An 18,238-nucleotide genomic window follows, 5' to 3' on the forward strand; every position below is an offset into this window, starting at 1 on the left:
TCTCAAGAGTTTAATCGTTTAAAATATTTTGTATGCCAAAACAAATATGGTTAATATCAATTTTCTTTCTAGCATTCATTTCTTCTAGTGCCCAACGTATAGGATCTTCTCCTGAATTTGTCAAAAAGTTGACTTCACAATGGAAAGGAGAACGATTTGAAGATGGAAGACCTTACGTTTCTGATCTCGTTCTTGAAAGGCTGCAAAATTGTACTTTGGAACAGATTTGGGGGTATTTAGGACGAAAAGGTTACCACAACCAAGTTGAAAAAGGGTGGATAATTCTTAAACCAGGTAAGACCATGGTAGGAAGAGTTGTAACCGCTCAATTTATGCCTACGCGCCCTGATCTGGATAGTATTGTCAGGGCACAAGGGAAAATCGAAGATCGTTCTCAGCACGGCGGAATTAATATTTGGCCTATTGACATTTTATCAAAAGGTGATATATATGTCGCAGATGGTTTTGGAAAAGTTAAAGATGGGACGTTAATTGGTTCTAGCCTGGGAAACGCGATTTATGGTAAAACCGGCAAAGGAGTTATTTTCAATGGTTCTGTTAGAGATATGCAAGAACTTAAAAATACTGATGGTTTTAATGCCTGGGTTAAAGGTCAGGATCCATCTTACATTAAGAACATGACCCCAACTTCTATTAATGCACCTATAAGAATAGGAGAAGTTACTGTTTTTCCAGGCGATATCGTTTTCGCAAATGATTATGGTGTGGTGTTTATACCGGCACATATGGTTGAAGGATTAGTTACAGCTTCTGAATTAACTGCGCTAAGAGATGAGTTTGAAAGAAAATTATTGCAAGAAGGAAAGTATTCTTCTGGAGAAATACACGGGGATTGGAAAGATGCTATTAAAACTCAATTTAAGGCCTGGTTTGCTGATTACCCTAAGAAAACCACAGTGACATCTCAGCAACTTGAAGCGTATTTAGCAAAACCTAGATAGCAAAATCTAATTAATAATTCTATTATTTAACAATCCTGACATTCGTCTATAGTTCGCTAATAATTTAAGCATATGAAAAGTATTTTAAAACAAATTGCCGAGAACAATAAAAAGCTCGAAAAAGCTGAAATAAAGGCAGTACAGAAAGAAATAGAAAATCCCAATACCACAAGAAACAGACGTAGTTTTTTAAAAAAAACAGCTGTAGGAGGAATAGCTTTGGGAGGATTAATGTCACTCTCTTTTGAAGATACTATTGCTCATACAACCTCTAAAGTAAAAAAATCATCTAATCCTTCAGATTTAAAAATTACCGATATGCGTTATGCCCTTACTGATGTGATGGGTGGTACGGCGATAATTAAAATAGATACAAATCAAGGAATATACGGTTTAGGAGAAGTGCGGGATGCTTCTGATGTTCGCTATGCTCTAATGCTAAAAAGCCGCATTTTGGGTAAAAACCCGTGCAATGTAGAAATGCTATTTAAGAGTATAAAACAATTTGGAGGTCCAGCTCGCCAAGGGGGCGGGGTTTGTGCTGTTGAAATGGCATTATGGGATCTATGTGGTAAAGCTTATGATGTTCCGGCTTGGCAATTATTAGGAGGGCGTTATAGGGATAAAGTAAGATTATATGCTGATACTCCAGAAGCCGGGTCTCCAGAAGAACAAAAAAAATTGATCGATTATCGTATTAACGATCAGGGATATACTTGGTTAAAAATGGATGTTTCTATAGGTGAATTAAGAGGAAAACCTGATACTCTTGTGAATGCTAAGTTTTGGTCTAATTCTAATGGATCTTTAAATCAATGGGGGGATCAAAGTAATTTTACTTCTTACGGAAATACAATGCATCCATTTACGCAAGTCCAAATAACTGAAAAAGGATTGGAGGAATTATCTCAAATAGTTGATAACGTTCGCAATATGATAGGATATGAGATACCGCTTTCAACAGATCACTATGGCCATTTTGATTTAAATAATGGTATTCGTCTAGGTAAAACCTTAGAAAAATATAGACTGGCCTGGCTAGAAGATGTAGTTCCCTGGCAATATACAGAACAGTGGAAAACAATTACTGATGCTATAGAAACACCAACCCTTACTGGGGAAGATATTTATTTGTTAAAAGATTTCAAACCGCTAATTGATGCTAATGCTATAGATCTAATTCATCCAGATCTTGCGACATCAGGTGGTCTTCTTGAAACAAAACGTATTGGAGATTATGCCGAAGAGCATGGTATTGCAATGGCTATGCATCAGGCAGGTACACCTGTTTCATTTATGGCGAATGTGCACTGCGCTGCGGCTACTCAAAATTTCTTAGCACTAGAGCATCATTCTGTAGATGTGCCGTATTGGGAAAGTTTAGTGAAAACGACAGACGGCCGTAAATTAATAGAAAAGGGCTTTGCAACCGTACCATTAAGTGCTCCTGGTTTAGGTATTGAATTAAATGAAGATGTATTAAAAGAACATCTTGACAAAAGGGATACAAGCTATTTTGCTCCCACAAAACAATGGAATGAAAGGAGAGCTCATGACAGAACTTTCAGTTAATAAAAATTTTAGCTTATCAATTTTCTAGACTATGAGGAATAAACATGTAGCCTTCATATTGGTAGTTATATTATTTACAAGTTGTATGAATACATCTTCAGAAGATGAAACATCAGCTAGCCTACTACCGGGTAAAGACTGGCCACGATATGGAGGTAATAAAGGCAGTAACAGATATTCTCCTTTGGATCAAATCAATATAGAGAATGTTCAAAATCTTGAAGTTGCCTGGATGTATAATGCGGGTGAAATTACTGAAGGTGATGACAATCAAAGAGCTAAACCCATTCAGTGTCAGCCAATTGTTATAGATGGAATAATGTACGGAACAACAGCGGCTCTTGAAGTTTTTGCCGTGGATGCAGGTACGGGAAAGGAATTATGGAAGTTCTCACCCGGGAGACAGGAGCGGCAAAGATTTAATACAAGCCGGGGAGTTGTTTATTGGCAGAAAGATAATGATAAACGCATTCTATTTACAGTGGGAGCCTATCTTTATGCTCTTAATGCACAAAACGGAGAATTAATTAAAGATTTTGGTGAAGATGGAAAAACAGATCTTCATCAAGGGCTCTCAGATAATCTTACTAGAGATATTCAAAACCTGTCTGTAACTGCAAGTACCCCGGGTGTTATCTATAAGGATAATATCATAATGGGTTCAAGTGTTTCAGAATCTGGCGATGCAGCACCGGGTCATATTAGAGCATTTGATGTTGTTACTGGCAAGTTAAACTGGGTCTTTCATACTATTCCACAGCCGGGAGAATTTGGTTATGATACCTGGCCTAAGGACGCTTATAAAGAAATAGGCGGTGTAAATAATTGGAGTGGTTTAAGCCTTGATGAGGACAGAGGTGTGGTATATTTGGGTACAGGTTCACCTGGCTCAGATTTTTATGGAGGAAACAGAGAAGGGAAAAATTTATTCGCTACTTGTATTCTTGCTCTTGATGCCGCCACTGGGAAATTGAAATGGTATTATCAAACTATACATCATGACCTTTGGGATAGAGATCATCCTGTTCCGCCTAATCTTACAACTATAAAGCACAATGGTAAAAAAGTTGATGTAGTGGTGCAAGCAACTAAAGACGGTCTCGTTTATGTACTAGACCGTGATACAGGAGAGTCCATTTTTCCTGTTGAAGAAAGAGCTGTTCCAACAAATGGTTTACCAGGAGAAAAACCTTGGCCCACTCAAAAATATCCTGTTAAGCCTTTACCACTCTCACATCAGGTAATGACAGAAGAAGATATTACAGATATATCTCCAGAGTCACACGCATATGTAAAAGATATCTACTTAAAATATCGCTCAGATAATAAATTTACCCCACCTAGTGTTGAAGGTACCTTACTTTTTGGGTATAGCGGGGGGGCAGAATGGGGTGGTAATGCTATAGATTCTGATGGAATTTTATATCAAAATACAAATGATGACCCGTGGATTCTTCAAATGACTGATACGGTTAGCAGGAATAAAGAACTGGCTTCACTATCACATGGCAATGCAGTTTATGAGATTAATTGCGCTGCTTGTCACGGTGCAGATAGAAAAGGAAGTGGCACACAATTCCCAGATCTAACTAGAATACAAGCCAATTTTAATAAAGCTCAAGTGGCACAGATTATTAAAACAGGAAGTGGAAGAATGCCTTCTTTTCAACATTTACCACAGGATGATCGTGAGGCTATTGTAGATTATTTATTTAATCCTTGGGCGATTAGACCCAAAGTAGTAACAGAACATACTGAGGTAGGAACTAGTACTCCAAAGGAGGTGAATAATGATTTTGGATTTAAGCCTTCGTATGTTAATAAAGTATGGCGAAAACTTAGCGATCAAGATGGTTATCCCGGGATAAAACCACCATGGGGAACCTTAAACGCAATTGATTTAAATACAGGGGATTATTTATGGCGAGTTCCTTTAGGTGAATATCCGGAACTTACAAAAAAAGGTATTCCTATCACGGGTACTGAAAGTTATGGAGGACCTATTGCTACAGCCGGAGGACTTGTTTTCATAGCTGGCACAAAAGATGAACGCATGCGTGCTTTCGATAAGAAAACAGGAAAAGTAGTATGGCAATATCAACTTCCTGCAGGGGGTTTTGCCACTCCTATAACTTACGAAGTAAATGGAAAACAATATATTGTCATAGCCGCAGGGGGAGGAAGAGGGCAAAAGCCCGGAGGTAATTATGTTGCATTTGCATTAAAAGATCAAGAGAATAATTAAATTAACCAATGATGAAAACTACATATATTTTTTATTCACTTCTTATATGCCTTGTGATAACTGGCTGTGAAGAAACTGAGAAGAAAGCAAAAGAAACTCCGCGAGTATCAACAGCCACTTCAACATCATCCGTAAAAAGTCAGCAGAATCTTACTGAAGCAGTTGAGACGCTAAATGCTGCGATTATTGATCCCACTCAGGAATCACTTGACGCAATCGTTGCAGATGAGTTGAGCTACGGCCATTCCAGTGGGAAAGTGCAGAACAAAAAAGAATTTATAGATGATCTGCTGCATGGGTCTTATGATTTCACTTCTATAGATATTTCTAACCAAAGTATAACCATGGCTGGGAATACGGCTATAGTACGTCAGGTTTTTGATTCTGAAGCGCTTAATTCTGGAGATCCTGTTCATATTCATATAGGTAATATGCTAATCTTTCAAAAGCAGGATGGTAGATGGAAATTACTCGGCCGTCAGGCATTTAAAATCTGATTTTTTAGGCATAAAATCGCTCTGGGAGAACGAAAATCCGCTAATATTTAAACGATAATTATTTTGAAAAACGTAAATAAGTATTCCATTTTTATAGGCTTAGCCATTATTTTACTCATTATTTATTTGGGTATGGCTTTAACGGGAAACATAGATTCCGGCGGACCTCTGTTAATAGCCTTCTTCGTATTCCTCGCTCTCGGGTTTAATGGTTATGAAGCGCTAAAAGGTTTCGTTTATACAACCATGATCTTTGCGGCTGTAACAATGGCCATGTATTATCCTGCTTATTTTATTCAAGTGGGGGATTTCAAGTTGACAAATTTAATTACTCCGCTTATTCAGATCATTATGTTTGGTATGGGTACTTCTATGAGCGGAAAGGATTTTATGGCGGTTTTTAAAACTCCAAAAGGGGTTCTAATTGGCGTAGTAGCGCAATTTGCAATCATGCCTATAATGGGTCTTGCTCTGGCAGAAATCAGTGATTTTCCACCAGAAATCGCTGCAGGTATCGTTTTAATAGGTTGTTCTCCCAGCGGACTAGCTTCTAACGTTATGGCCTATTTAGCGAAAGCAAATCTTGCACTTTCACTAACAATTACTTCAATCGCAACATTGCTGGCACCTTTTCTTACTCCGGTTTTAATGAAATTTCTTGCGGGTGAATTTATAGAGATTGATGTGCTGGCGATGATGTGGAGTATCGCAAAAATGATCATAATCCCAATAGGAGCAGGTCTTCTTTTTAATAAGCTTTTTCATGGCAAAACCAAATGGATGGATAAAGCCATGCCCATCGTTTCTATGGTAGGTATTGCTTTGATCATTGTTGTAATTACCGCTGCGGGTAGAGATAGTCTTTTAGATATAGGAGCTTTGTTGATTCTTATTGTCTTGGCACATAACTTATTTGGTTACACTTTGGGATATTGGTTTGCCAGACTTTTTAAAATGCCTGAACGCGATGCGCGTACAGTCGCTATTGAGGTGGGGATGCAAAACGGCGGACTAGCTTCTGCGATTGCCAATTCTGTAGGGAAGATCGCCACAATGGGCTTGGCTCCGGCAGTTTTTGGTCCGTTGATGAATATTACCGGTTCTATCCTAGCTTCATACTGGCACAAAAAACCACCTAAAGGTTATGTAGAGCCAATAGCTGAAGAAGAAGTTGTTCGTTCACATTAAACCCTATTTAGATCTGAAAATTATATGAACGACAATATGTTTAAATTCAAAGTTAATTGATTGATTTAGTGTTGTTTTTACTTGAAAGCCTTCTCGATAAATTTGAGAAGGCTTTTTAATAAGACTGTATTTAATTTTTGTAATTTAGTGTCATACTCGGGGTGCAGATTTTCTGCTGAGATTACACCCGTTTAACCTGATCTGGATAATGCCAGCGTAGGAAAGTAAAATCTTTTAAAAGCGTGTTCAGCGCTTTTTTCTCCTATCTGTTTATTTTGAAAGTCGGGTCGTTTTAAAATAAAAAACACCTGAAATGAACGAATTACAAAAACAAAAATTTGACCTGGTCACTAAAAATCTGCAGAAGTGGCAGGGCAGGGATGAGTGGTTTTTTAACCGCGAGCATACAGACACGTATGAATTGTATTATGAAGGTCCATATAAACGTGCAGAAGTCTGGCAAAAAAAAATACTCGCTTCCCTAATTAAAAAGGATGAACGTGTACAAACCCTACTGGAATTTGGCTGCGGTACCACACGTTTCACCCGCTGGTGGCATGAGATTGGTATAGAGGCCAGCGGCGGCGATATTTCGCCATTTATGCTGGGGCAGGGCGCACACCTTTTCGATGGTGACCTGGTTTTGGCAGATTCTCACCACATGCCGTTTAAAGACCACACCTTTGATGTACTGGCATTTATTGCCACGTTTGAATATTACAAAGATCCGGTCGCTGTAATTCGGGAAGCTGTGCGCGTGGGGAAATACGGGATCATTTTTGGTATGATGAACAGAAATACCACTAAGCTCATAAGACGAAGAGTGCAGCAGGCTTTTGGTAAGAATCCGTTTTATGTGACTGCAAATTTCTACACTCCGCACACACTTACAAAAGTGATTGACGAAGCATTAAAAGGCGGCGATTATACCATTACCTGGAAGACGACTGGTTTGCCAAAATGGTTTCCCGTACAGCAATGGAATATGACTTACGGTGATTTCTTCGGTTTGCATGTGCAATTAAATGATGTAGAATGAGCGCGTTTGAAAATAATTTCGGAAAGATTTCAGCAACTAGTTTCAAGGATATTCTGCTGCCCAAATGTGGCTATAAGCGGGATGAGGTAATCACCGGGCCAAAATTTGGTGTGGATACCGCAATTATTGATCTGGGTGACGGGAAAGCTATGGCCGTTTCAAGCGATCCTTTGTCATTGATTCCATCTCTTGGGTTGAAGGAATCAGCCTGGTTATCTGTGCATCTGCTTGCAAATGATATGGCGACAACCGGTTTTGCTCCTCAATTTGCGCAGTTTGTGCTCAATCTTCCGGTGAGTTTAAGCGCTGCTGATTTTCAGGAATACTGGAACTACATACACACTTTTTGTGAAGAGATAGGTGTCGCGATTACTGGCGGGCATACCGGGCAAATAGAAGGACAGAATTCTACCATTTCTGGTGGAGGGACGATGTTTTTAACCGCACCTAAAAACGAGATTTTAACGAGTAATAATGCCGAAGCAGGAGATGTTATCGTTGTCACGAAAGAAAGCGCGTTAAGTTCGACCTCAATTCTGGCAAAGAGCTTTCCGGAAACGGTAATTCAGGAATTGGGTACAGCAATTTATAAACAGGCGGAAGCTAATTTTTACCAGACTTCTTCTTTAAAAGAAGCTTTGCTCGCCACCAAAATTCTAAAACCGAATAACGAACTCAAAGCCATGCACGATGTAACCGAAGGTGGAGTGATAGGAGCGATAAGCGAAGTGGCACAGGCTTCCGGGTGCGGATTTATTATTGATAACCAAAAAATCCCGGTGGGTGAATCCCAGAAGCAAATCTGCGATCTTTTTAAAATAGATCATCGCTATTGCATTGGTGCGGGGTCAATGATCATGATCGTCAACAAAGGAGTTGAGCAAAAGTTAATCAACCATCTGGATGAAAATGGAATAAAAGCTACAGCTTTAGGCGAAATTACACCGAAATCCGCGGGTTTTAAGATCGCTGAAAATGGAATCGAAAAAGAAATCTATTTCGACGGAACTGATCCATACTGGGAAGCATTTTTTACAGCCTATAAAAAGGAATTAAAATGAAATCTATTTTAGAATACAATCATAAAAGTATCGTCATCCTGAATTGTCACACTGAGCTTGCCGAAGTGAGTATAAGGGTCACATTCTGAGATTTTGGTTTTCGTAGATGTATGAGATGCCTAGACAAGTTCGGCATGACGGAGAAGAAATTCACAAATAATTTGACAATCAGAAAATGAAAAAAGCAGCTCAGAAATTAAAAGGAATTTATCTGGTCGTAGACCCTGCAATGACCGAAGAACTTCTTTTGTCAAAATTAGAAGCAGCCTTAGAAGGCGGAGTTTCGCTCGTGCAGATCTGGAATAACTGGCAAAAAAACGCCAATTTAGACTCAAAAATCGGTTTAATTGACAAAATATCGACAATTACTGCAAAATATCAGGTTCCGCTATTGATCAATGAAGAATGGAAACTGGTGAAAAAAACCTCGCTTGGCGGAGTGCATTTTGATGCCATTCCACCCGATTTTGATGCCATTCAGGCCGATATTGCTGAACAAGCAATTTTTGGAATCACATGTTCTAACAATCTCGAAATAATAAAATGGGCCGAAGAAAATGCTTGTGATTATATTTCTTTTTGTGCGATGTACCCATCGGCTTCAGTGTCCAGTTGTGAGATCGTGAGTTTCGATACAATTAAAAAAGCGCGGAAAATTACCTCAAAACCTATTTTCCTTTCCGGAGGGATCAATCCGGAAAAAATTACAAATTTTAAAGATTTAAATATTCAAGGCGTGGCTGTTATTTCGGGAATTATGAGTTCAGATTCACCTGAAAATGAAACCCGGGAATACACCAAAGCCTTAAAAAATTTACAATTATGAAAAAGTCATTTTTAAATAAACTGTGTTGCCCAATTGATAAGCAAGACTTGAATGTGCGCATTTTTATGCAGGATGAAAATGAGGAAATTAGGGAAGGATTATTAACCTGCCCAAAATGCAAAAGGTATTATCCTATAATTTATGGTATACCAATTATGACACCAGATGAATTTCGTGAAAAATCACTTGAAGAACCGCTGCTTGAAAAATGGGGAGTTCTGGATGAAGTTAAAAAACTAGCCGAGAAACCTATTCTGCTGGAAAGCAAATAAGGGTTAAGCTTTAAATGAAATGGTGAAAGTCGTTCCCTCATTGGGAGCGCTTTCCACATTTATATTCCCACCCAGACTTCTTATGTGGTTATAAACAAGGTACAGGCCAATGCCTTTGCTGTCAATATGATTGTGGAATTTTTGGTGTAAACCAAATATTTTATCTTTCACTTTTTGCATGTCAAAGCCAAGACCATTGTCGCTGTATATAAGTAAATTACAGCCATTTCCTTTTTTTGAAATTATCGTAATTATAGGTTTAACATCTGGTTTGGCATATTTTATAGAATTAGTGATGAGATTCAGAAAGATACTTTCAAGATAATTTTTGTTGAAGGAAACTTCTTCAACTTCAGAAAAATCTACTATAAATTGTGCTTTTGAATTTCTAATAAGAGAACCTATTGATTGCCGCGTGGTGCTGAGCGTGGCTTCCAGACATAGATTTGTAACAGATGCATTTTGATGATCTCGCTCAATAAGTGTGTCTACATATTCATTTAAGGTATCTTTTAAACTTTCTGCAGATAGGCGTAATAATTCTAAAAGGTTAAGAGTTTCTTCATCTTTTATGTTATTAGTATCAAGCAATTCAAAGACAGCCAGTAAATTACTAACAGGTGACCGCAGATCATGCGAATTTGTATAGGTAAATTGCTTAAGGTCGCTATTTATCTTAGTGAGATCTGTCAGTAGCAGGTTGCGTTCCTGATCTAGCTTTTTAAGATGTGTTATATTTTTCGCAATAGCGTAAACCAGTTTTTTATCAGGAATAGCCACAGATGTCCACGAGAGCCAGACAATCTCACCTTCTTTTGTAGCATAGCGATTCTCAAAATTTAGAAGCGGAATATTATTCAGCAGGCTTTCTCTAAACTTGGCAGTAGTTTCTTTGTCCTCCTGATAGATAAAATCAGAAATAGGTCTTGACATCAACTCCTTTTCAGAATAGCCTAAAAGTGATTGAAAAGCGGGATTCACTTTTCTAAAAAAGCCATCGTAGCCTGCGATACATAAAAAGTCATGCGAAAGTTCAAAAAAAGGCTCTAATGGTAATCCTTTGCCAGGTTTTGCCTTTGACTTATTCCATAAACGCATGTGGTTTTAATTAGGGGATTTCGCAAACAAGTTAATTTAATTTTTTATTAAACATGAGATATTTTACATGTTAAAATTACACTTGTATAATTCCTAAGTTGAACTGTTTTTCAATAGGCGCATGGTTTGCAGCTTCGATGCCCGTAGAGATCCATTTTCTTGTGTCTAAAGGGTCTATGATCGCGTCTGTCCATAATCGTGCAGCGGCGTAATATGGTGAAACCTGCTCATCATATTTTGCTTTTATTCTATCAAAAAGCTCTTTTTCAACTTCAGGCGTTATTTCTTTTCCTTGCTTTTTTAACGAAGCAGTTTCTATTTGCAATAAAACTTTGGCAGCACTGTTACCACTCATTACAGCAAGCTCTGCCGATGGCCATGCAACAATTAACCGTGGGTCATAAGCTTTGCCGCACATGGCATAATTACCGGCTCCGTAAGAATTTCCAATAACAATCGTAAACTTGGGCACAACCGAATTGCTCACCGCATTTACCATTTTTGCACCGTCTTTTATAATGCCGCCATGCTCACTTTTGCTGCCCACCATAAAACCGGTAACATCTTGTAAAAATACCAGCGGAATCTTCTTCTGATTGCAATTAGCTATAAATCGCGTTGCCTTATCTGCGCTGTCGCTGTAGATCACTCCGCCAAATTGCATCTCGCCTTTTTTCGTTTTAACGATCTTGCGTTGATTGGCCACAATACCCACAGCCCAGCCGTCTATACGTGCATAACCCGTGATGATCGTCTGGCCATAACCGGCTTTATATTCTTCAAATTCAGAGTTATCTGTGAGACGGGTAATGATTTCCATCATATCATATTGATCGCTACGCTTTCGCGGAAGTAAACCGTATATTTCTGCCGGATTTTGAGCTGGTTTTACCGGATTTTTACGGTTGTAGCCCGCTTTTTCAAAATCACCTATTTTATCCATGATATTCTTGATGCGTGTCAATGCATCCTTGTCGTCAGTCGCTTTATAATCAGTAACACCGCTAATTTCGCAATGCGTGGTTGCGCCACCCAGCGTTTCATTATCAATGCTTTCGCCTATTGCCGCTTTAACCAGGTAGCTGCCTGCAAGAAAAATGCTTCCGGTTTTATCTACAATCATCGCCTCATCGCTCATAATAGGCAGGTAAGCACCGCCCGCAACACAGCTGCCCATAATCGCGCTAATCTGGGTAATGCCCATACTGCTCATCACAGCATTATTGCGAAAAATGCGGCCAAAATGTTCTTTATCTGGGAAGATCTCGTCCTGCAGGGGCAGATAAACCCCGGCACTGTCTACCAGATAAATGATAGGCAATCTGTTTTCTATACTAATTTCCTGAGCGCGCAGGTTCTTTTTGGCAGTAATGGGAAACCACGCCCCGGCTTTTACGGTAGCATCGTTAGCTACTACGATACATTGCTTCCCTGATACTTTACCAATCTTCACCACCACGCCACCGCTGGGGCAACCGCCATGTTCAGCATACATGCCTTCACCTGTAAAACCTCCTATTTCGACTGATTTTTCGGGATTATCAAGCAAAAAATCGATGCGTTCGCGAGCGGTCAATTTGCCTTTTTCATGCTGTTTGGCAATGCGTTTTTCACCACCGCCAAGTTTAACTTTCGCAAAGCGTTGCTTCATATCTGAAACAAGCATTTTATTGTGATCTTCGTTTTTATTGAAGTTGATATCCATGATATGTATTTGGGCGTTACCTCAGGACTTATAAAAGCCCTGAGGTCAGGCTTTCAGCGCTACACGGTAGCTTGCTTCAATCCTTAACGCAAAATTTTTAGTCCAGACGAAAATACGAATTCGCTGTCGTTCTCTGTAGGTATAATTATAAGAAATAGCGATATTTGTAACTCATGGGCGGCAAACATGCGAACTAAATAAAATGCTACAAGTCGCAAATCAGATTTTTTATACCCTCTGAGGCGCCATAAAAGAATGAATAATGATGAATAAAAATACAGTGCTGGGCTGGGCTACTTTTATAATGATTGTTGTAGGTTTAGGCTTAATTGCCTTAGGCGCAATACGCTATAAAGATGTAGCAGGTTACGGTTTTGCCGCGGTTGGGATAGGTTTTTTTGCCATCGCATGGGTTTTTAATGCGCTTAAAGGCAGGGTATGATTAACTAACAATTAAAAAGAGAGAATATGGATGCTGAGACTATTAAACGACTTGTAAAACATCTGGAAGGTGGTGAGGCTTTCTCACCGATTAAAACTTTTCTTGACGAAATAACTTTTGACAAATTGGGCGAGCGGCCACATGGTTTGCCGTATTCCTTTTATGAGATTTTTTATCACATGCGTTATGCGCAGCATGATATTCTGCAATTCTGCGTGGCAGATGATTATCAGGAATCAAAATGGCCAGACGATTACTGGCCAGAAGAGCAGGCACCTAAAACTGAAAATGAGTGGAAAAACCTAAAGAACAGTTTCTTTAGAGACCGGGATGATCTGGTTAAATTCATTTCAGATTCTCCTGATAAGTTGATGCAACCGGTTAAAAATGGTGAAGATCAAACTTTGCTGCGGGAACTAATGCTTGTTGTTGAGCACAGCGCTTATCACACGGGGCAACTGGTAATTATTCTGAGACTTTTGGGTTTACATAAATCTTGATTTAAACCTTGGTTTTATTTTGTAATGCCTTATAATCATCCTGTTTTTGTCACCAAATTTTAGGACATTTGCAGTTGTGATTTAATGAGGTGAAAGCCTCATGTCTAATCATTTCTTCAACTTATAAAAATTTAAAAGCAAAATGGCTGACGATAAAAAAGTAATTTTTTCAATGTCTGGGGTTTCTAAAACCTATCCCGGAGCAAATACACCAGTTTTAAAGAATATATATTTAAGCTTCTTTTACGGAGCCAAAATTGGTATCCTAGGTTTAAACGGTTCTGGTAAATCTACTTTACTAAAGATCATTGCAGGAGTAGAGAAAAACTACCAGGGCGATGTTACTTCAGATAAAGAATTTACTGTGGGGTATCTTGAGCAAGAGCCTAAACTTGACGATGAGAAAACTGTTCTTGAGATCGTAAAAGAAGGCGCTGCAGAAACGGTTGCTATTCTTGATGAATACAATAGCATCAATGATCAGTTTGGTCTTGAAGAAGTATATTCTGATCCTGATAAGATGGAAAAACTGATGAATCGTCAGGCTGTTCTACAGGATGAGATCGATGCACGTGATGCCTGGGAACTTGACAATAAACTGGAAGTCGCGATGGATGCTTTACGTACGCCGCCGGCAGATCAAAAAATAGGAGTTCTTTCTGGTGGGGAAAGAAGACGTGTTGCACTTTGCCGACTTTTACTTCAGGAACCTGATGTTTTGCTTCTTGATGAGCCTACTAACCACCTTGATGCAGAAAGTGTACACTGGCTAGAGCATCATTTGGCACAATATAAAGGCACAGTAATTGCGGTAACACATGACCGTTATTTTCTTGATAATGTTGCAGGCTGGATTCTAGAATTAGATAGGGGAGAAGGAATACCCTGGCAGGGAAATTACTCTTCTTGGTTAGAACAAAAGTCTAAGCGTATGGCGCAGGAACAGAAACAAGCAAGCAAGCGTCAAAAAACACTTGAACGTGAGTTAGAATGGGTGCGTATGGCGCCTAAAGGTCGACAGGCTAAACAAAAAGCGCGTTTAAGTAATTACGATAAACTCTTAAGTCAGGATCAAAAACAAACTGATGAAAAGCTGGAGATATACATACCTAACGGGCCACGTTTAGGGACAAACGTAATCGAGGCTAAAGGTGTGAGTAAGGCTTTTGGCGATAAGCTGCTTTATGAAGATCTAAATTTTAATCTTCCGCAGGCGGGAATTGTTGGGATTATTGGTCCTAACGGTGCTGGTAAAACCACAATTTTTAAGATGATAATGGGCGAAATTGAGCCTGATAAAGGGACTTTTGAAGTTGGTGAGACTGCGCAAATCGCATATGTAGATCAATCACATTCTAATATTGATCCTGAAAAAAGTATCTGGCAAAACTTTAGTGATGGGCAGGAACTTATTATGATGGGAGGTAAGCAGGTAAACAGCCGTGCGTACTTAAGCCGATTCAATTTTAGCGGAAGCGAACAAAATAAAAAAGTATCTATGCTTTCTGGTGGCGAACGTAACCGACTTCACCTTGCAATGACCTTAAAAGAAGAAGGCAACGTGCTGTTGCTGGATGAGCCTACAAACGACCTTGATGTAAACACACTTCGAGCACTTGAGGAAGGACTGGAGAATTTCGCAGGTTGTGCAGTTGTTATTTCTCACGACCGTTGGTTTTTAGACAGAATTTGTACACATATTCTCGCTTTTGAGGGTGACAGTCAGGTTTATTTCTTTGAAGGTGGATTTTCAGATTATGAAGAAAATAAGAAGAAACGCCTTGGTGGAGATCTCATGCCAAAACGTATTAAATATAAGAAGTTGGTGAGGTAGTTTTATATAATCAGACTGATTTATAAGTATATAATGCAATTATTCTAATTGAATTATTAGGGTACCGTAAAATTATTTATATTTGTTATATTATTAAAAGGGTTAAAAGCAATAAGAAACCCGCCTCATCCACAAAGCGGGTCAATTGAACCAGAGACAACGGTAATCCGGCAACCTGATTAAATAAATGCGTAATTACTTTTTTCTAATCGCAATCAATACGCAGATTGCTGATATGATTAAGAAAATAAGTAACAATGTTAAATACACTGCTTCCATTTTTGACTCAAATTTGTTACGGAAGCAATTTTATAGAACCGAGATATTAGGACTATCTCGGTTTTTTTCGGATGCTTCCTTACCGAAATTAATAGGATGTAAATATAATTCCAATCTTTTACTTCTTCAAAAACCTTAATTATTTTTAGAGAGTATTAGCTATTGGTTATCAACGTTATAAAAGTAATGTTTTATAACGGTATGGTATAATAAAGTTATTAGGGTTTTATCAACGAAAAAAAACCTGCACAATCGTTATGATCGTGCAGGTTTTTTTATTGTGATTTAGGACTAACTAAATCTATTGAGTTCACAAAAAATTAGTTACCGCTGTCAACCTGAACGGCTTTCAGGTTCTCATATATTTATTTAAAGTATGATGCGGTGCTGAAACAAGTTCAGCATGACGGTCTTTGTCTAAAATAAAAACCTGCAAGGTGTAGCCGAAGGCCTCCTTGTAGGTTTTATTATTTAGAATTAGTAATCTTTTTTATTTTTTACTTTTAGCTTATTGTTTTACAAACTGAATGTCTGCAATAAGCTTAATTGTATCACTTACAACAACATTTCCGGCTTCAGTTACGGCGCTCCATGTAAGTCCAAAATCTGTGCGGTTTAATGATCCTTGCAATTCAAAACCAGCTTTTGTTTGTCCGTAAGGATCTACTGCGATTCCGTTGAAATCTGTATCAAGCGTAACTTCTTTAGTCACACCTTTAATTGTAAGATCACCTGTAAGATTAGAACCGTCAAAAGATTTGGAAACGAATTTAAGTTGTGGGTGAGTTGCAACATCAAAAAACTCATCTGATTTTAAGTGCGTGTCCCGCTGTTCATTTTTTGTATTTATAGAATCAATTTCTGCTACAAAACTAAATTCAGCGCCTTTAAAACTGTCAGTTTCCGTTTCTACATAACCATCAAATTTTTCAAAATGACCGGTTACGTTAGAGATCATCATGTGTTTTACTTTAAAATTGATCTCTGAGTGTGTCGCGTCTATTAACCACTTTGTTTTTGTTGCCATTGTTTTTGGTTTTATTGTTTAAAAATCCTTTTTAATTTGTTGTGCAAAGGAAGGAACAATGCAAATAAGTGGCATTGATGTATGGTAAGAAATAAGTTTTCTTATATCTAAAGAGTAGGTTTAAAATTGTTAGCAGCCAGTTCTTTACGCACTCGGCTTAGACTCTCAGGAGTGATTCCTAGATAGGAAGCGATCATCCACTGGGGAACACGCATCACAAGATCAGGATAAAGTTTGATGAAATTGAGATAACGCTTTTCCGCGGAAGCGCCAATCAATAGATTTATCCTTTTCTGCAGATGGCGGATGTGATTATGCAGCAGTTTATTATTGTTTTCTCGAAAAGTTGCACTTAACTCAATAGCATTCTTTAAGAAATTTTCGTCAACAACTACCGCGGTCGTATTTTCTACAGCGTCTAAATAAAACTCTGAAGGCTCATCAAATAAAATACTACTTCTGTCACTGATAAACCAATTCTCAGGCGCAAATTGAATGATATGCTCCTTACCAGCTTCATCTACAGTATAAGATCGCAGAAGACCTTCTTCAACAAAAAAAGAATATTTACAGATTTCACCGGGACTAGATAAAATCTCTCCCTTTTTTATTGTCTTAACTTGTAAAGAGGAAGCTAGTTGATCATAATGAGCTTCAGGTAAACCACCGGTTTCTTTTAAATATGTTCTGAAGTTAACAGACACTTGGCTATGTGTTTTTATTTCTTACGAATTTAAACATTATTCGATGCTATGGGAAGATAAGGCGTATGAAAAAAGATTCTGTTTTTTATGGTTACAAATCATCAAAAAACCTCCTGAAATGAGGGGAAAATCTATTTAAAATCATCAAAAACCTGCCTTTAATGCTCACAAAGTTTTCTAATGCCACATCCTTGAACTCATACAAGAAGTTAATTGATTCCTCAGATTAAAGATGCGATGTTGAATTAAGTTCAACATGAAGAAAACTCCATTAGCTAATTACGCTTTTAAAAACCTCCCTAACTGGCACAAAATCGGCTTAAAAAACGGAAAAATCGGTCTGTTTTTATTGGAAAAATGGTCAATTATTAATTTTCCTCAAGCAACTTTAATGTTTTATCATCCTGTTTTCCAGCGTAATATTTATCTAAAACCTCTTGAAAACATGTGTTTTTTTCTTGAATTGCGGTAAAAAGTGTCATGCACGATTTTAATTTTAGATCATCCGGACTTCCGAAAATTGCATGGGCTGTTAATCCTTTTAATTCTAAAAGTGCATTAGTAATTTCTACAAGACGCGGACCTAAAATTGCGTGATCAAAAAAAGCTTTTGCTTCTTCTTTGCTTTTGATAGCATATTGTTTTGAGGTGGCACTTTGACCTAAGCCTTTAAATTGCGGAAAGATAAACCACATCCAATGACTTTGTTTTCTGCCGTTTTTTATTTCATTAAGAGCTGTTTCATAAGAATGATCTTGCGCTTTTATAAATCGCTCTAAATCGTATGAATCTTTCATGAGTTGCTTTATTTAATTCTTCTAATGGATTTCAATTCTATGTAATTTAAGAATTTGATTATTGATTAACGTCATGCTAGACTTGTTTCAGCATCACATACATTTAGAAAAATCAGTAATTAACAATGGTACCTTGAAACAGTTCAAGGTGACGAACTTTAACGGGTTATGAATTCTGAATAAATAAAAA

General features: G+C 38.1%; 17 protein-coding genes and 1 riboswitch. Of the genes, 12 read left to right on the forward strand and 5 right to left on the reverse strand.

The annotated features are described in order from the left end of the window. Positions 1-32 precede the first annotated feature (32 nt). From ACH3O9_RS12060 to ACH3O9_RS12100, 9 genes are all read left to right on the forward strand, one after another. Positions 33-962 (forward strand): RraA family protein, encoded by a 930-nt coding sequence (locus ACH3O9_RS12060; RefSeq protein ID WP_416440752.1) that lies wholly within the window; start codon positions 33-35, stop codon positions 960-962. Between the two features lie 72 nt (positions 963-1,034). Further along, positions 1,035-2,534 (forward strand): mandelate racemase/muconate lactonizing enzyme family protein, encoded by a 1,500-nt coding sequence (locus ACH3O9_RS12065; protein ID WP_416440755.1) that lies wholly within the window; start codon positions 1,035-1,037, stop codon positions 2,532-2,534. Between the two features lie 85 nt (positions 2,535-2,619). Then, positions 2,620-4,779 (forward strand): PQQ-binding-like beta-propeller repeat protein, encoded by a 2,160-nt coding sequence (locus ACH3O9_RS12070; RefSeq protein ID WP_416440756.1) that lies wholly within the window; start codon positions 2,620-2,622, stop codon positions 4,777-4,779. An 8-nt stretch (positions 4,780-4,787) separates the two neighbouring features. Continuing rightward, a complete protein-coding gene (locus tag ACH3O9_RS12075) occupies positions 4,788-5,276 on the forward strand; it encodes a nuclear transport factor 2 family protein (RefSeq protein ID WP_416440758.1) in 489 nt (162 codons plus the stop codon). Positions 5,277-5,339: 63 nt separating this feature from the next. Further along, complete coding sequence (locus ACH3O9_RS12080) at positions 5,340-6,464, forward strand: bile acid:sodium symporter family protein (RefSeq protein WP_416440760.1); 1,125 nt, start codon at positions 5,340-5,342, stop codon at positions 6,462-6,464. 147 nt (positions 6,465-6,611) lie between these two features. Continuing rightward, positions 6,612-6,704: riboswitch (TPP riboswitch) on the forward strand. Positions 6,705-6,777: 73 nt separating this feature from the next. Then, the gene (locus ACH3O9_RS12085) at positions 6,778-7,503 is read left to right on the forward strand and encodes a class I SAM-dependent methyltransferase (protein ID WP_416440761.1); all 726 of its coding nucleotides are present in this window, start codon (positions 6,778-6,780) and stop codon (positions 7,501-7,503) included. Then, entirely contained in the window at positions 7,500-8,564 is a 1,065-nt protein-coding gene (locus tag ACH3O9_RS12090) for an AIR synthase family protein (RefSeq protein WP_416440763.1), read from the forward strand. The genes ACH3O9_RS12085 and ACH3O9_RS12090 overlap by 4 nt, the downstream gene beginning before the upstream one ends. Before the next feature lie 175 nt (positions 8,565-8,739). Beyond that, positions 8,740-9,390, forward strand: a complete 651-nt coding sequence (locus ACH3O9_RS12095; protein WP_416440765.1) for a thiamine phosphate synthase — start codon at positions 8,740-8,742, stop codon at positions 9,388-9,390. Then, positions 9,387-9,662, forward strand: a complete 276-nt coding sequence (locus ACH3O9_RS12100) for a Trm112 family protein (RefSeq protein WP_416440767.1) — start codon at positions 9,387-9,389, stop codon at positions 9,660-9,662. The genes ACH3O9_RS12095 and ACH3O9_RS12100 overlap by 4 nt, the downstream gene beginning before the upstream one ends. Positions 9,663-9,665: 3 nt before the next feature. On the opposite strand, the gene ACH3O9_RS12105 is transcribed toward ACH3O9_RS12100, so the two are convergent. Further along, on the reverse strand, positions 9,666-10,760 hold the full coding sequence (locus tag ACH3O9_RS12105) for a PAS domain S-box protein (RefSeq protein WP_416440769.1): 1,095 nt from the start codon (positions 10,758-10,760) through the stop codon (positions 9,666-9,668). 76 nt (positions 10,761-10,836) lie between these two features. Beyond that, on the reverse strand, positions 10,837-12,465 hold the full coding sequence (locus ACH3O9_RS12110; protein WP_416440771.1) for an acyl-CoA carboxylase subunit beta: 1,629 nt from the start codon (positions 12,463-12,465) through the stop codon (positions 10,837-10,839). Positions 12,466-12,730: 265 nt separating this feature from the next. On the opposite strand from ACH3O9_RS12110, the gene ACH3O9_RS12115 reads away from it, so the two are divergent. The 3 genes from ACH3O9_RS12115 to ettA all read left to right on the forward strand — a co-directional run bounded on the left by ACH3O9_RS12115 (position 12,731) and on the right by ettA (position 15,241). Then, positions 12,731-12,907, forward strand: a complete 177-nt coding sequence (locus ACH3O9_RS12115; RefSeq protein WP_416446684.1) for a CAL67264 family membrane protein — start codon at positions 12,731-12,733, stop codon at positions 12,905-12,907. A gap of 26 nt (positions 12,908-12,933) precedes the next feature. Beyond that, positions 12,934-13,407 (forward strand): DinB family protein, encoded by a 474-nt coding sequence (locus tag ACH3O9_RS12120; protein WP_416440773.1) that lies wholly within the window; start codon positions 12,934-12,936, stop codon positions 13,405-13,407. Positions 13,408-13,549: 142 nt separating this feature from the next. Beyond that, positions 13,550-15,241 carry an energy-dependent translational throttle protein EttA gene (gene ettA / locus ACH3O9_RS12125; protein ID WP_416440775.1) on the forward strand — a complete coding sequence of 564 codons (1,692 nt, stop codon included), beginning with the start codon at positions 13,550-13,552 and terminating at the stop codon, positions 15,239-15,241. 787 nt (positions 15,242-16,028) lie between these two features. Here the strand turns inward: ettA and ACH3O9_RS12130 are convergent. From ACH3O9_RS12130 to ACH3O9_RS12140, 3 genes are all read right to left on the reverse strand, one after another. After that, positions 16,029-16,547 (reverse strand): YceI family protein, encoded by a 519-nt coding sequence (locus ACH3O9_RS12130; RefSeq protein ID WP_416440777.1) that lies wholly within the window; start codon positions 16,545-16,547, stop codon positions 16,029-16,031. A 107-nt stretch (positions 16,548-16,654) separates the two neighbouring features. Then, positions 16,655-17,251: a Crp/Fnr family transcriptional regulator gene (locus ACH3O9_RS12135; RefSeq protein WP_416440779.1), complete on the reverse strand. Its 597-nt coding sequence runs from the start codon at positions 17,249-17,251 to the stop codon at positions 16,655-16,657. A gap of 368 nt (positions 17,252-17,619) precedes the next feature. Beyond that, complete coding sequence (locus tag ACH3O9_RS12140) at positions 17,620-18,048, reverse strand: DUF1810 domain-containing protein (RefSeq protein ID WP_416440782.1); 429 nt, start codon at positions 18,046-18,048, stop codon at positions 17,620-17,622. Between the last annotated feature and the right edge of the window lie 190 nt (positions 18,049-18,238).

It is taken from the genome of Leeuwenhoekiella sp. A16 (assembly GCF_047946675.1).
Classification (GTDB): domain Bacteria; phylum Bacteroidota; class Bacteroidia; order Flavobacteriales; family Flavobacteriaceae; genus Leeuwenhoekiella.

What these genes read in the sequence shown, in the direction of transcription:
- ACH3O9_RS12060 (WP_416440752.1), top strand. Translation starts at nt 33, where the DNA reads ATGCCAAAACAAATATGGTTAATATCAATTTTCTTTCTAGCATTCATT.
- ACH3O9_RS12065 (WP_416440755.1), top strand. Translation starts at nt 1,035, where the DNA reads ATGAAAAGTATTTTAAAACAAATTGCCGAGAACAATAAAAAGCTCGAA.
- ACH3O9_RS12070 (WP_416440756.1), top strand. Translation starts at nt 2,620, where the DNA reads ATGAATACATCTTCAGAAGATGAAACATCAGCTAGCCTACTACCGGGT.
- ACH3O9_RS12075 (WP_416440758.1), top strand. Translation starts at nt 4,788, where the DNA reads ATGATGAAAACTACATATATTTTTTATTCACTTCTTATATGCCTTGTG.
- ACH3O9_RS12085 (WP_416440761.1), top strand. Translation starts at nt 6,778, where the DNA reads ATGAACGAATTACAAAAACAAAAATTTGACCTGGTCACTAAAAATCTG.
- ACH3O9_RS12090 (WP_416440763.1), top strand. Translation starts at nt 7,500, where the DNA reads ATGAGCGCGTTTGAAAATAATTTCGGAAAGATTTCAGCAACTAGTTTC.
- ACH3O9_RS12095 (WP_416440765.1), top strand. Translation starts at nt 8,740, where the DNA reads ATGAAAAAAGCAGCTCAGAAATTAAAAGGAATTTATCTGGTCGTAGAC.
- ACH3O9_RS12100 (WP_416440767.1), top strand. Translation starts at nt 9,387, where the DNA reads ATGAAAAAGTCATTTTTAAATAAACTGTGTTGCCCAATTGATAAGCAA.
- ACH3O9_RS12105 (WP_416440769.1), bottom strand. Translation starts at nt 10,760, where the DNA reads ATGCGTTTATGGAATAAGTCAAAGGCAAAACCTGGCAAAGGATTACCA.
- ACH3O9_RS12110 (WP_416440771.1), bottom strand. Translation starts at nt 12,465, where the DNA reads ATGGATATCAACTTCAATAAAAACGAAGATCACAATAAAATGCTTGTT.
- ACH3O9_RS12115 (WP_416446684.1), top strand. Translation starts at nt 12,731, where the DNA reads ATGAATAAAAATACAGTGCTGGGCTGGGCTACTTTTATAATGATTGTT.
- ACH3O9_RS12120 (WP_416440773.1), top strand. Translation starts at nt 12,934, where the DNA reads ATGGATGCTGAGACTATTAAACGACTTGTAAAACATCTGGAAGGTGGT.
- ettA (WP_416440775.1), top strand. Translation starts at nt 13,550, where the DNA reads ATGGCTGACGATAAAAAAGTAATTTTTTCAATGTCTGGGGTTTCTAAA.
- ACH3O9_RS12130 (WP_416440777.1), bottom strand. Translation starts at nt 16,547, where the DNA reads ATGGCAACAAAAACAAAGTGGTTAATAGACGCGACACACTCAGAGATC.
- ACH3O9_RS12140 (WP_416440782.1), bottom strand. Translation starts at nt 18,048, where the DNA reads ATGAAAGATTCATACGATTTAGAGCGATTTATAAAAGCGCAAGATCAT.